Source organism: Nitrospira sp. Kam-Ns4a, from assembly GCF_965152595.1.
In genome coordinates, this window is record NZ_OZ224218.1 from 2,413,131 (window position 1) to 2,426,212 (window position 13,082).

The following is a 13,082-nucleotide window of genomic DNA, read 5'->3' on the forward strand; positions in this document are numbered from 1 at the left end:
GCGCGGCATGGGAGGGCCGCGGAGCGGATGAAGGGGCGCTTGTGGATCGCGATCGTCGCGGTCAGTGCGCTGGCCTGGTGGGTGTGGCCGGCCCTGGCCCAACATGCCCACCCTTCGGCAGGGGCAGTGGCAGCGGAATCCGACCTGGTGGCACGGCAGTATTCAATCTTCATGCACCGCGCATCGGGCGGCTTCCTGGTCGGCATCGGCACCCTCGGGTTCTTGAGTGGTTTCCGCTGGCGGTGGCTTCGGGGCTTGCGCACCGTGTGGCCGTTGCTCTGGATCGGACTAGGCTTCTTTTTGCTCGTGCGCAGCGATCCCGAGGCCTGGCCGATCGGACCCGTCGGACTTTGGGAGAGTTTCTCGCTGCCGACCGCCGGGGAGATCCTGCAGCACAAAGTCCTCGCGGCCGGTGTTGTCTTGATTGGGATCTTTGAGCTGCTCCGCGTCAACGGCCGTTTGGGCGGGGAGCAGTGGAGGCTGGTTATGCCAGGGCTCTGGATGGTCTCCGCGGTGCTGCTTCTGGCCCATCGTCACCTGGATCACCCAACAATGGATCTGGCCAACCTGCAGCATCTCTCCTGGGGACTCCAGAGTCTCTTGCTAGCAACCATTCGGCTGCTCGAAGAGATCGGATTTCTCCGCTGGAACCACGGCGCAGGGCTCTGGACCCTGATGCTGGCCGTTCTGGGCCTGCAACTGACCTTCTACGAGGAGTGACACCCGGCCTCGCCCGTGACCCCGAGGTGTGGGCTGGCGCCCTCATGAGCGCGCTGAGCGCGGCGCATGAGGCTGGGTCAGGCACCGCGCTGGGCTCGGCCCTTGACGGATCAAGTCCCAGGCCAGGCCGAGCTTCGACATCCCGTAGATGACCCATTTCGACGGATCGAAGTTGTACCAGAGGGGTCCGTTGCGATAGTCCCGCGGGAAGGCGTGGTGATAGTTGTGATAGCCCTCCCCGAAGGTGATCAGCGAGATCCACCAACTGTCCCGGCTGGAGTTGCTGACACTGTACGGCTGTCGCCCGATTAGGTGGCAGAAGGAATTGATGCAGAACGTGGAATTGAGGACGAGAAACGTGCGCCCGATCCCGGCCAGGAGAAGACAGCCGACGCCCCGCAGCTCGCCTCCGTAGAGCCAGCCGATCCCGAAAGGAAGAGCCAACCCGGACAGGACGATGGGAACGTACCAGCGGTGCTGCCAGAGGACGAGCGGATCTCGGCGCAGCCATGGGGCGTGGATCTCGGTATAGTTCGGATCCTTGAAGAAGAGCCATCCACAGTGGCTGTACCAGAATCCCCTCCGGGCGTTGTAGGGATCTTCCGCTTGGTCCACGCGTGCGTGGTGCCGGGCGTGGTCGGCCGCCCACTTCAGGGCGGAGTTCTCGAGTGCCCACCCGCCGGCGACGAGGAGCGTCGCCTTGACCCAGCGAGGACAGCGGAAGCTCCCGTGAGCGATCAACCGATGGTAGCCGACGGTGATCCCCAGGCCGCTGGCCACGTAGAGCACGCCGCACAGCGTCCAGTCCAGCCACGTATACCCGTAGAGTTGGCCAAACAGGGGCACGCCGATCAGTGCGCTGCCGCTCAGGAAGACGAAGAGCGCGATCGCGTGCCTGTCGAAGGGCTGGGTCCGGGCCAGCGTGGACATTCCGCGATCCTGGTTCTGGTCGGCCATCGGATACCCTCACACGGGGAGCGCCCGAGGGCGTCGCGGCGTCTCTACGGGAATCCCAGGCCGAGCGCCATGAGGGAGGTCAACGGGGAGACTAGGCCATGAGGCCTATCGGGTTACCGCCGGTCCGGAACACGTGACGCCGCGGCAGGTCTCCGCCGCGGTGGCTCGGGGCTGATCGGCGAGCGATAAGGGAGATGACATGGCCGTCCCGGGAATGAGAGGTCTGCGACACGTGGCTTTGCGGGTCACCGATCTGACGAAATCACGGCAGTTCTACGAAGGCTTGTTCGGCCTGCAGGTGGTGTGGCAACCGGATCCGGAGCATCTGTATCTCGGCTCGGGCAGCGACAACCTCGCGCTCCACCAGATCCCAGCCGAGGCGCTGACGGACTATCCCGGCCAGCACGGGCAGTTTCTGGATCATCTGGGCTTCGTGGTCGAGAGCGAGGCGGTCGTGGACCGGCTGTACGAGCAGGCGACGCGGCAGGGGATCGCGATCGTCCAGGCTCCCCGGCGCCATCGGGATGGGAGCTATTCCTGCTACCTGGCCGATCCCGACGGGAACACAGTGCAGGTCCTCTTCGAGCCGACGATCAGCCGGGAGCGGTGAGGCAGGTCGTCGGCACCTGCTCCGCCAGGAAGAGGGCGAGGTCGGCTCTTAGCCGAGTCCGGGGATGGAGGCGACGGTGCTCGGTCAGGAGCGGTAAGCGACCGAGGTCCTCGACGAGAAAAGCCTCGAGCACACGCAGGGCAGGGACGGCTAACCGGGAGCGGAGCGTGGACGGCCCGGCCACAAGGGCTAATCCACCCCGGGCGAGCGCGGCACTGACAGCGGTCAGCATCGCGAGGCAGGCGGCCGTGTCCCGATAGAGCGCAAACGGGATCCAGCAATAGATCAGGTCGTAGCGCCCGTTGTAGATGCCCCTCCACTGCGCGCGCGGCACAAACCGGGTGGCCCTGATCGTCTCGAGTCGGTTGACCCGGGCGGCCCGGTCCCAGAGCACCTGGGCTTGCCGCTGGGCCCATTCTGGATGCCGATACAGCACTCTGTAGAGGCCGGCGGTGTCTTCCCTGATGCAGTCGGCCGCGACGGCATCGAACCCGTCAATCAGCACGGCGGGTGCCCTGGTGCCGCCGGCTGGGGTGCCCCGGCGCTGGTTCAGGCTGATCACGCATTGCTCGAGGACAAACGGCTGGGTGGACAGCTCCGGCGTCTCGGTCTCATCATCGGGGTAGCGCAGGGCGAGAGCCTGGACCAGGGCCGGGTCGAGCATGGGCGGCTGCCCGTCGAAGAAGGCACGCCAGTCGTACGGGAACGCCGGTGGGCCGGGATCGAGGGACTCGTGCGTGACTCCCCATGCGGGATCGAGGTCGAGGCGACGGACAGCGGCCCCGTCTCTCAGGAGCGCCTGGCCTCCGGTCGCCACCACGGTTCGCCCGCAGGGAGCCCATCCACCCCGCGAACCGGGAGCCACGTAGGGAAGGCCTGCCGGATCGTCGGTCACAGTCACCTTCTGAATCATCCCGTTCTGGACCGTCACGGTCAGACGCCGGTTGCGGTCGAAGTAGCGCCACGGCGGATCCGGTCGGAGCCACCACGCGATCCGATTCGCCTCTCGGCCTTTCATAAACAGGGCGCGGGGATCGGTTCCGGAGGGGGCCACGGGCTGGAAAAAGGCTGAAAACAGTCCGTACGCGGCCTCGGAGGGATAGGTGGGCAGGCCACGGTAGCGCAGGGGGCGCAGGGCGCCGCTCTGCTGCTGGTCGTCGCAGAGCCCCCAGAACAGCTCGAGCACCGCGCTGCCGGTACCGGGGAACGTGGACTGGAACAACTCGACGACGTTGAGCAGGTCGATTCGGTCCCAGGGAACTGCGCCCATAAAGCTGACAAAGGTCGGGCGGGCGAAGGTGCCGTCTTCGAGCCAGAAGAGCCCATCCTTTTTCAGCGAAATCGTGACGGTCCCGTCCTCGGCCAGGGCGAAGCTGCTGTCGGGGTAGAAGTATCGGACATCCTCCAGCGACACTCCCCACGCAACGGCGGCGGTCCGCCGCAGCTCGTCCCAGACCGGGGGGCGGCGGCTGCGGCAGGGCCGCCCCATCGCGGCCGTCCGGATCGTCGCCTCGGGGATCACGCCGATCCAGAGCAGCGAATCGAGCCGCACCCGGGCACGGACCAGCCTGGCTCGACCGGGGGCGACTGCCACCCACTCGCATTCATGCAAGATGGTCCCGCCGGGGTCCAGACAGAGGACCCGGCGCCCATGGTCCCCGTAGATGACCTGATGGCCTGTTGGCCCGCGGACCACGGAGGGCCCTCCAATAGGGGGCCGGCCGAGAACCAGCTCGGAGCCGGGGCCCGAGCTAGGCACGGCGACCGGCCCGCTAGCCTGTCGCTGCAACTCGGCCAGGGCCTGCTCGGTGGCCGGGAAGATCGGTCGGTCCACAGGTCTCGGCACGGGCGAGCGGCACATCGGGCGACTCACCCAAGGCTACCGCGAGCCGAGTCCGGACGGATTGACAAACGTCAACACCCGCATTGACCAATGCCAGCTTTCTGGAACGGCGGGTTAGGTAGAGTAGGCCGCAGCATGTGGCGACGATGGGAGCAGGTCCCGAGCCAAGTCTACGTCGGGCTGCGTCCGTGGGTCTGGACGCAGTTCGAGAGTGATCCCGCGCCCGGGCCCTTTCCGTTCCTGGCCGGGGTGGCCCCGGAAGTCGTCGCGTGCCTGCAGGAAGCCCATCAGCGGTTATCCGGCGCCATTGACGTGGCGATCAGCGACGTCTTTGCCGGTCGCGCGGCCGTTGGGGACCCGGCGCACCGGGTTCGCCTGGAGAACGCCTATGCCGAGGTGGTGCAGTCGCGCCCGCACCTGCGCGCCCATATCCGCTGCGGGCGGAACGCGGACGGAACCTTTACCTGGGACTATCCGCTGGATGCGAGCCGACGGGCCGCGCCTCTGCCGTACTCCGCCCTGCGCATCTTTAACGCGATGACCCGCCAGACACTTCCCGTGGATCTGGAAGGGCATCCCGCGGCAGAGGTCGGGCGTCTCATCGGCTGCCTTGACGGGACATGGACCGCCGGGGCGCTGCGCCGGGAGCTGGATCGCTGGGGCACTGCCTGGGGCGCGCCGCTCCGCACGTATTGCCTGCGGCTGCTGGAGCTCCTGCTGGCGCACGACTGCGTGAACCTGACCGCACAAGCCTCAGTCCGTGCGCAGTGGCTGCGCGCCACCCAGGATCGCGATCTGGTCCACCTGGGCCATGCGGCGCTGATGTATCGCCAGGGCGACCAGTTTCTGTTCTTCGATCCCTGGCTGGTGCCCTGGTTCGCGGAGGCACCGGTCCCGTCCCTCTGGACCTCCTTGCTCCCGAAGCCCGCTGCGATCTTTCTGACCCACGAGCACGACGACCATGTGGATCCGCGGACGCTCCTCGCGTTGCCCAAGGAGACGCCGGTGATCGTGCCGAGCCGGACGAACCGGCGTGGACTGTACTACGACTACCAGGCGCTGCTGGGGGGGTTGGGGTTCACACGCATCATCGAGCTGGCACATGGTGAGTCGTGGAGGTTTGACGGGGGGGCGGTGGTGTCCGTTCCGTTCTACGGAGAATGTGCCTGCGAGCTCGGCCTGCCGCGGAACTGCTACCTCATCGTGGACCGCGGCCGCAACGTCCTGGTCCATGTGGACAGCGGGCCCACCAACAGCGGCGTGAGCCTGGTGAAGGATGGGGTGATCGACGACCTGGTCCGCCGGTTCGGCCCGATTCAGGTGGTCTGTGCGCAACCCGGGCAACTACTAGAACTGCGGACGTTCGCCGCCTATGCCTGTCTCTCCCCTCCGGGACGCTGGCTCGAGGTCGGGGAGAATTGTTGTGTCACCCCGGAGTATCTTGCCGAGCTGGCGGCGAGGGCCCGTGCGCAACTGCTGGTCGCGTACGCGAATGGCGGCGCGGACTGGTTGCCAGACCATCCGGTGTTCGTGTTCAACAATCGGAACCGGGCCTTGCGTGAGATGGTGACCGCCCACTGGTGGCCGCTGGAGCGGCTGGCGGAACACCTGGCGTCCGTGGGGTGCCGCTGCCACCACAGCCGGGCACGCGATCTCGTCCGGGATGGCCGGGACGGAGCCCCCGTGGTGCTGTCGGGGGCCGGACCAGCCCCTGACCGGCTCTATGCTGCGGATCACGGCCTGCCTCCGCGTCCGGTGCCGGCGTGAGGTCCTCCACGAAGGGCGACGGGGAGCTGCACGGAGACGAGACGGACTAACCAAACAGAGAAGGGAGACTCCATGAAGGCGAAGACGGGGATCATTGACTTCCTCAACAAGGTCGTCACGTTGGAATTGACGGCGCTCCACCACTACCTGCTGCATGCCTCCTTGTGTGGCCATTGGGGCTACGAGCGGTTGCGCCATGAACTCCATGAGCTGTGCCGCGAGGAGATGGGACATGTGTCTGGGGTGATCGATCATCTTCTCTACCTCGAAGGCGCCCCGGATGTGCAGACACTCAACCCGATCGTTGCCGGGGCGACGGTGCCCGACCTGCTGACCGCCGGTCTCAAGCTGGAGCAGGAGGATCTGACGCTCCTGCGGGACGCCATCGCGCACGCGGCGGAGGTCGGCGATTACACGACGCGGCACAAGTTGGAGGACATGGTGGTGGACACGGAGACGCACCTCGATTGGTTCGAGACGCAGCTCAGGACGATCGCGCAAGTGGGCCTCGACAACTACCTGAGCGAGCAGATCCAAAAGGGCGCCTAGCGCAAGCCGCACGGGCGCGGCCATGACTGCTTGTCGGGCGGTGGCCGGCGGGCGTCCGCTTGACGGACATCAAACAGCAAGTTGACGCTTGTCAAGGCAGCGCGCCGTGGACGCGCGTAGCGTCGTGCGAAGCAGCTTCAAGGTCCGGCCCGGGCGGGCCTGTGCCGCAGCCCGAAGGGCAGGGGTCTTTCCTCCGAGGCCCCTGCCAGTCCCGGCTCTCAGGTGGGCGTCAGTGCTGGCTCCCAGCCGCATCTGAATCTTTCCGAGCAGATCGTCCACGGCCGACGGCTGAAGACCAAGAGCTGGCTTGTGGGGCGGCCGCGCGGATCCCGCCCTCCTTGATCGCCTCGGCCTTGCGGCGCGAGGGACCGTTGGGAGGCAGTCGCTCGATGAGGAGTTGGCAATAGCCGTTGAGGACCTGCAAGAGATTGTCGAACTCATGCGCGCTGCCGCCGAGGAGCCGCCCGATCGCCTCCAGCTTCTGAGTCTCCCGCAAATGGGCTTTAACTCGCGTTCGCTCCGTAATGTCGCGGATTGCGCTGAGGATCCCGACCGCCTCCGCGTCGTGGGCCGCCCGGTGAGCGATCCGCTGAGCCTGAGCCAGCCACCCTCGCCGATTGAGCAGCCCGGTGAGCAGATCCTGCGCCGCCAGCTGCTCGAATCAATTTTTGAGGACCAGGTACTCCTGCTCCCGTCGCTTCGTCTCCGTGATCTCGGTGATGGTTTCCGGGGCAAAGACCTGGTTGTCCGTTGACCGGACGGGCGCCCACTGCACCAGGAGCCAGCGGCTGTTTGGCAGGGGCACTTCAGCGGCCGTCACAGTCCCCGTCTGCAACGCCTCGTTGGCCTTGCAGAACCCGCAGACGGCGAGCTGGTTGGCAATGTGTTCGAAGCACGTCTTGCCGCCAACGGGCCCAGCTGCGTCAGGCCGCTCCGATTCTGATAGCACACTTGCCAGCGGCCAGTGTCTATCACCAACATGATCGCGGGGCTGGCATCAATGAGCTCCCGGAGGCTGAAGGTCGGATCCGTGTCCACAAGCATCCTCCTCAACAAGGACTGTGGCAGCAGGCGACATCAGTGCCTTGAGACCAGGTGCTGTGCGCAGAACGATCTCTTGAGCGCCTGCCGTGGCGGCACGCCTCTGCCACAGCGGCTGACGTGCTTGATTCATCACGGGTTGCAGCACCGGCTACCCGGGACTGGGGAATTCCATCTCCACGATTGGGACGGACTCTGCGCGATGCAGTGACGCCCTTGGAGGCTTTCGTAGAAGCCCAACTTCGGGTGGGAACCAGGTGCTCAGGCGACACTTGGGGTGCCACCTTCCTACCTAGAACAATCCACGAACCGCGTAAGTCTTCGAAAAATGGTGCCGAGGGACAGAATCGAACTGTCGACACCAGCCTTTTCAGGGCTGTGCTCTGCCAACTGAGCTACCTCGGCACGGGCGTCACCTTAACAAGGCGGTTCCAAGAGTGTCAAGGTCGGCAGAACGACGTTCGTCTGAGGGAGGCCAGAAATGCGCTCAGCTCCCAGCACGGCCTGGACCGAGAGTATCTCACCTATTGGGCGGAGCGACTCAGCGAGGCGGAGCTCTACCCTGGGGTAAGCGAATGAGAGATACGCCCCGGAGATCGAGCGACTCTTTCGGAGCATGAGGCTGGAGCAATCTGGCGAGGAACGGCTGAACATGGGCTGGTCGATGCGGAGGCGGTAAGCTGAGGCCGACCGCTGGCGAGCGAAAGGTCATGCTCCGGCGGCAGGTTGGCGAGATCCCCGACGCGACGCTCCCCTCCTCATCCTCTGCAACGAGCAGCGTCGCCTGCTGCTTTGCTGCCTGGCCTGGCTCAGGTGCACCCATGGTCTCCCGGGTCTGGGGAGCCTCAGCCCGCGGGACCTCCTCGGCCAGAATGGCGGTCTTGACGCCCTTCTCCGCAGCGGGGTATCCTGCCGCCAGACTCCGTGACGTGAGGCGCCTCGGTTCGGAGAAGCCCGAAGATCCAATGGATGAGCCCGCCGGAATCGTCCCCGACAGCAAGCCGGAGGTCGAGCCCGAACAGCCGGCCCTCCCGCTCGCCGACTACGTCCTGGAGCTAGTGAAGAAGGCGAAGGCCGCGGCTGCCAGGCTGGCCGCGGTCTCGACCGCCGTCAAGGATCAGGCGCTCGTCGCCATGGCAGATCGGCTCGTCGAGCGGACCGAGGATATCCTGGCTGCGAACGAGACGGACCTCGAGGCGCTGGAGGAGGCGCCGGAGCGGACAGCCTTCGCCGACCGGTTGAAGCTGACGCCCGAGCGGATCAAAGAGATGGCCCGAGGGCTGCGCGAGGTCGCTAAGCTGCCTGACCCGTTGGGGGAGGCGCCGCGCCTCTGGCGGAGGCCCAACGGGATGCAGGTCGGGCGCATGCGCGTCCCGATCGGGGTCATCGGGATCATCTACGAGTCCCGCCCCAACGTGACCGCCGACTCGGCTGCCCTCTGCCTCAAGTCCGGGAACGCCTGCGTGCTCCGCGGCGGCTCCGAGGCGATCCGGTCCAACACCCTCATCGCGTCCATCCTGGCCGAGGCCGCTGAGAAGGCCGGCCTGCCGGCCGGTGCAATCACGTTCGTCGAGCGGACCGAGCGCGAGGTCGTCCGCGAGCTGCTCAAGCAGGACCAGTACGTGGACCTGATCATTCCGCGGGGCGGCCCCTCGCTCATGAAGACAGTGACCGAGGAGTCGCGCATTCCCGTGATCAAGCACGACGCGGGCGTCTGCCACATCTATGTGGACGCCGACGCCGACCTCGCGATGGCCCAGAAGATCTGCCTGAACGCGAAGGTCCAGCGCCCCTCCACCTGCAACGCGATGGAGACGCTGCTCGTCCACCAGACGATCGCGCGAGCCTTGCTGCCGGACCTCATCGCGAAGCTCCGGGAGGCAACGGTGGAGGTGCGCGGCTGCCCCAAGACCTGCCAGCTCAGCCCGGAGGCGACGCCGGCCTCTGACGAAGACTACGGCAAGGAGTTCCTCGACCTGATCCTCGCCGTGAAAGTCGTCAAGAGCATGGACGAGGCGCTGGAGCACATCGCCCGGTACGGCTCGCGGCACACGGAGGCGATCGTGACGAACGACTACTGGCGGGCGATGCGCTTCCTGCGCGAGGTGGACGCGAGCGCAGTGCTCGTCAACGCCTCGACCCGGCTGAACGACGGCTACCAGTTCGGGTTGGGTGCCGAGATCGGCATCAGCACGACGCGCATCCACGCCCGCGGCCCCATGGGCCTGGAGGAGCTGACCTGCTTCAAGTGGATCGTGCTAGGGTCCGGCCAGCTCCGCGAATAGCGCGCCCCGTGGAAAGGACCTTCCACGAGATTCTCTCCCGCCCCGGCTCCCTCGCCTGTCCGTCCAATCTCGCCGATGCGACTGACTTTGCGGCACGCGGCGGCCGCGTGCGGCGGCTTGCGACCGGACATCTCGTCTTCTACGGCCCCCACGGTCGGCGCGTCCTGGCGACCGATCCCGACGGGAATCCCCTGCACGAATGCGAATGGGCGGAGACCGAGCCGGGACGCGTCCGGTTGGTCCGCGCGCGGATCCGTCTGGACTGGGGCCAGTGGGTGGGGCTGAAGCCGGCTGGCTTGGTGAACGCGACCACGCTCGACCTGTCCAGGAAGCCGGGCTGGCAGCGGCTGACCGCCGACGACCTCCGCCGCCTGGCTGCCCAGGCCCTGCGGGTGCCGCTCGAGGAGATCCGCTTCTTCTACGGGGACGACGACCTGGTCCTGGACGGGCGCGGGCAGGCCACGATCCGCCACCGCAAGGACGTCTTCTACGTCCTGGACGACGGCACGTTCGAGCGTGCGCGGTTCATGGCTTGCATGGGCGCGATGCATTGGGAACGGATCGACTTCCTCCCGGTCGTCGAGCTGTTCCAGTCGCTGCTGCCCGGGACCGGCTCCGCCGCGTTCGAACTAATCCGCGGGCTCTACGACGACCAGAACGAGGCGGCTCCGCTCCCGCTCCGCTACCGCGGCATCCCGACCTATCCCTCCGAGGCGGCCTACAAGCTCTTCGGCGCCTTTTTCACCCCGCGCGCGCCGGGGGGCGGCGACCCCTTTCCGATCTTCATGGACCCGCCCCGGTCGCACGAAGTGACCTGGCTGCCGGCGGCCGATTCGCCGCGCCGGCATTTCGACGCGGAGCGCCGCCTTTGCGTGACGATCCAGGGACCCATCGTGCAGAAGGTGACGCTCGCCGACGATCCAGCCGGGCTGCCGTTCTTGAAGCCGGCGCCGAACGGGGTCGCCCCCTGCGCACGCAGCGTAACCGTCGCCCGGGGCCAGCTCGTCCTGCGGGACGGCGCGCATCTGATCGAGATTCCGGTCAGGCCCTCCTGGGGGGCGGTTGCGGACACGCCGCCCCCCTTGACTCCGGAGGAAAGAGGGGCAGGCGGGGAGGGGTGGCGCGGGCTGTTTGCCGGATCGCCGCCCCAGGTCACGGCCCAGCAGGCCTACGGGGCCGTGCTCCTGTATCCGGAGGACGACCGCGAGATCGAGGAAGCCGCCAGCCAGCCCTTCGTCGCCGATTTCCTCCAGGACGCGCTGGAGCAACCATCCGAGCTGGGGGCCAGGGCCGCCAAGGCCGACCGCATCGTGATCGTCCGGTTCGAGGCCGCACTCGCCGCCTGCCTGCACCTCGATCGCCCCCGGACGCATCGGATCCTGTACCGACGTCCGGAGTTTGCCCAGAAGCAGGCCCAGGCGCTCTGGAACCGGCTCGCCCAAGCGAACCGGCTCGACTGGGCCTCGCGGTTTTCCTTCCTGCCGCTCGACGGCGGCGCGCCGCAGGTCTCGGGCGAGCGCCCCGACCTCCTCTACCTGTGGCTGCCCTTCGACCAGTACGAGAACTCGACTCGCCTCGCCGAGGCCGTCCGCTCGATGGTGGGGAGCCTCGCGCCGGGCGGGCTGGCCTTCGTGGTCGGGCCTGAGTTTCTCGGCGCGAGGCTCCAGGCGCAGCGCCTCCGGCTGCTGCGCGCCGACCCGGTCGAGGCGCTCCCGACCTTCCGCATGCATCGGAACATCCTGCCGCAGGCCCGGCTCAAGCCGGGGTTGACCCTGTTCACGGTCACATCCCGCTGAGGACGATTCAAGGCGGCGCCTGGATTCTCCGATATACCTGCTGGAACTTCCCGCAAGACCGCCGAGAGCCGAGGCTCACGGAACGCCCAAGGGTATGCGACGCCTGCTGTTCGTGGACGACGAGCCCGCGGCGCTGGCCGCATGGCGCCAGCTCCTGGACCCGCTCCGGAGCGAGTGGGAGATGCACTTCGTGTCCAGCGGGCAGGACGCGCTGGCCTGTCTCGACCGGACGCCGTTCCACGTCATCCTGGCCGACCTGCGGATGCCGGGCATGGACGGCGCCACCTTGCTCAAGGCGGTCCAGGCGAGACACCCCCACGTGGTCCGCTTCGTGCTGGCCGGCCCAGAGGACCAGCAGTGGGTCATCCGGTCGCTCGGGGCCGCGCACCAATCCCTGCCGAAGGCGGCTGACCCCGCGACGATCAAGACCGCGGTCGAGCGTGCCTGTGCGGTGGGCGATCTGCTCGCCAGCGAGTCGCTCCGGCTCCTGGTCAGCGGCATGTCCGCGCTGCCCAGCCTGCCGTCCCTCTACCGGCGACTGATGGACGAGCTACAGTCCCCGGAGGCGTCCGTCGAGCGGGCGGGCCGGATCATCGCTCAGGACATCGGCATGGCGACCCGGATCCTGCAGGTCGTCAACTCCGCCTATTTTGGCCTGCGCTGCCGCGTCTCGAGTCCGGCCCAGGCCGTGGCCTTGCTCGGCTTGGACACGGTCAAGGCCCTGGTCCTCTCGCTCCAGGTCTTCTCCCAGTTCAGCGGCCGCCCCGACGCGTTCTTCTCCCCGGACCTGTTGTGGCGGCACGGGCTCGTCACCGGACTGGCCGCCCGCGCGATCGCGCAGGAGGAGGGCGCCCCGCCCTCGGTCGCGGACGACGCGTTCACGGCCGGCCTGATCCACGACGTCGGCTCGCTCATCCTGTCCAGCAACCTGCCGGACCGGTACCGTGAGATGCTCGCGCTCGCCCAGGAGCGGCAGATTCCGGAATGGCAGGCCGAGCTCGCGGTCTTCGGCGCCACCCACGGGGACGTCGGCGGCTATTGCCTGGGGATCTGGGGCCTGAGCGACGCCGTCGTCGCAGCCGTCGCCTTCCACCACGGCCCGTCGCGCTGCCCCGACCGGGCCTTCGGTGCCTTGCCAGCGGTCCACGTCGCGGACGTGGCCGAAGAGGAAGACCCGATCGCCGTCATGGACGGGCCGCCCGTTGCGGAGGACGAGGACTACCTGACAGCCTGCGGCCTGCGGGACCGGCTCCCCGTCTGGCGCGCCATCTGCGGCCGGATCGCCCGGAGCCGCAACCCCGCGTGACGGGCAAGCCCTCTGCCAGCTTGACAGCGCCCGATCCCTCCCGTAAGATACACCCACCTTTAACGCTCATCCAGTGAGGTGAGCAAGGAGCGTTCCGATGCGGAGCGGCCGGTCAGGCGCCGTCCCCGACACGCAGCACCATCCTGCACCTTCTCGCCCAGGCCATGGGGGAGAAGGTTTTTTTATGCCCCGCGACTCCTTGACCGGT

At 67.4% G+C, this 13,082-nt stretch carries 12 protein-coding genes and 1 tRNA gene; 7 read left to right on the forward strand and 6 right to left on the reverse strand.

What is annotated here, in order from left to right; translation table 11 throughout:
- Positions 1 to 27 precede the first annotated feature (27 nt).
- A complete protein-coding gene (locus tag ACWHYQ_RS12110; RefSeq protein WP_447972384.1) occupies positions 28 to 720 on the forward strand; it encodes a hypothetical protein in 693 nt (230 codons plus the stop codon).
- A gap of 42 nt (positions 721 to 762) precedes the next feature.
- Here the strand turns inward: ACWHYQ_RS12110 and ACWHYQ_RS12115 are convergent, their stop codons facing one another.
- Positions 763 to 1,677, reverse strand: coding sequence for an acyl-CoA desaturase (locus tag ACWHYQ_RS12115; RefSeq protein WP_447972385.1), 915 nt, complete (start codon positions 1,675 to 1,677; stop codon positions 763 to 765).
- A gap of 232 nt (positions 1,678 to 1,909) precedes the next feature.
- On the opposite strand from ACWHYQ_RS12115, the gene ACWHYQ_RS12120 reads away from it, so the two are divergent.
- Positions 1,910 to 2,287: a VOC family protein gene (locus ACWHYQ_RS12120; RefSeq protein WP_447972386.1), complete on the forward strand. Its 378-nt coding sequence runs from the start codon at positions 1,910 to 1,912 to the stop codon at positions 2,285 to 2,287.
- Here the strand turns inward: ACWHYQ_RS12120 and ACWHYQ_RS12125 are convergent.
- Positions 2,271 to 4,121, reverse strand: a complete 1,851-nt coding sequence (locus ACWHYQ_RS12125; protein WP_447972387.1) for a hypothetical protein — start codon at positions 4,119 to 4,121, stop codon at positions 2,271 to 2,273. The genes ACWHYQ_RS12120 and ACWHYQ_RS12125 overlap by 17 nt on opposite strands.
- Before the next feature lie 144 nt (positions 4,122 to 4,265).
- Between ACWHYQ_RS12125 and ACWHYQ_RS12130 the strand changes: the two genes are divergently transcribed.
- Both ACWHYQ_RS12130 and bfr read left to right on the forward strand, forming a co-directional pair.
- Positions 4,266 to 5,897: an MBL fold metallo-hydrolase gene (locus tag ACWHYQ_RS12130; RefSeq protein WP_447972388.1), complete on the forward strand. Its 1,632-nt coding sequence runs from the start codon at positions 4,266 to 4,268 to the stop codon at positions 5,895 to 5,897.
- A 72-nt stretch (positions 5,898 to 5,969) separates the two neighbouring features.
- A complete protein-coding gene (gene bfr, locus ACWHYQ_RS12135; RefSeq protein WP_447972389.1) occupies positions 5,970 to 6,446 on the forward strand; it encodes a bacterioferritin in 477 nt (158 codons plus the stop codon).
- A gap of 229 nt (positions 6,447 to 6,675) precedes the next feature.
- Here bfr and ACWHYQ_RS12140 read toward each other — a convergent pair whose 3' ends face one another.
- The 4 genes from ACWHYQ_RS12140 to ACWHYQ_RS12155 form a co-directional block, all read right to left on the reverse strand.
- Positions 6,676 to 6,942, reverse strand: a complete 267-nt coding sequence (locus tag ACWHYQ_RS12140; RefSeq protein WP_447972390.1) for a hypothetical protein — start codon at positions 6,940 to 6,942, stop codon at positions 6,676 to 6,678.
- Between the two features lie 165 nt (positions 6,943 to 7,107).
- Positions 7,108 to 7,281 (reverse strand): hypothetical protein, encoded by a 174-nt coding sequence (locus tag ACWHYQ_RS12145; protein WP_447975617.1) that lies wholly within the window; start codon positions 7,279 to 7,281, stop codon positions 7,108 to 7,110.
- Positions 7,263 to 7,490 carry a PAS domain-containing protein gene (locus ACWHYQ_RS12150; protein WP_447972391.1) on the reverse strand — a complete coding sequence of 76 codons (228 nt, stop codon included), beginning with the start codon at positions 7,488 to 7,490 and terminating at the stop codon, positions 7,263 to 7,265. The genes ACWHYQ_RS12145 and ACWHYQ_RS12150 overlap by 19 nt, the downstream gene beginning before the upstream one ends.
- A gap of 326 nt (positions 7,491 to 7,816) precedes the next feature.
- A tRNA-Phe gene (locus ACWHYQ_RS12155) sits at positions 7,817 to 7,892 on the reverse strand.
- Between the two features lie 560 nt (positions 7,893 to 8,452).
- Here ACWHYQ_RS12155 and ACWHYQ_RS12160 point away from each other — a divergent pair.
- The 3 genes from ACWHYQ_RS12160 (at position 8,453) to ACWHYQ_RS12170 (ending at position 12,874) form a co-directional block, all read left to right on the forward strand.
- Positions 8,453 to 9,772, forward strand: a complete 1,320-nt coding sequence (locus ACWHYQ_RS12160; RefSeq protein WP_447972392.1) for a glutamate-5-semialdehyde dehydrogenase — start codon at positions 8,453 to 8,455, stop codon at positions 9,770 to 9,772.
- Between the two features lie 8 nt (positions 9,773 to 9,780).
- Positions 9,781 to 11,568, forward strand: coding sequence for a hypothetical protein (locus ACWHYQ_RS12165; protein WP_447972393.1), 1,788 nt, complete (start codon positions 9,781 to 9,783; stop codon positions 11,566 to 11,568).
- A 94-nt stretch (positions 11,569 to 11,662) separates the two neighbouring features.
- Entirely contained in the window at positions 11,663 to 12,874 is a 1,212-nt protein-coding gene (locus ACWHYQ_RS12170; protein ID WP_447972394.1) for an HDOD domain-containing protein, read from the forward strand.
- The last annotated feature ends 208 nt before the right edge of the window (positions 12,875 to 13,082 follow it).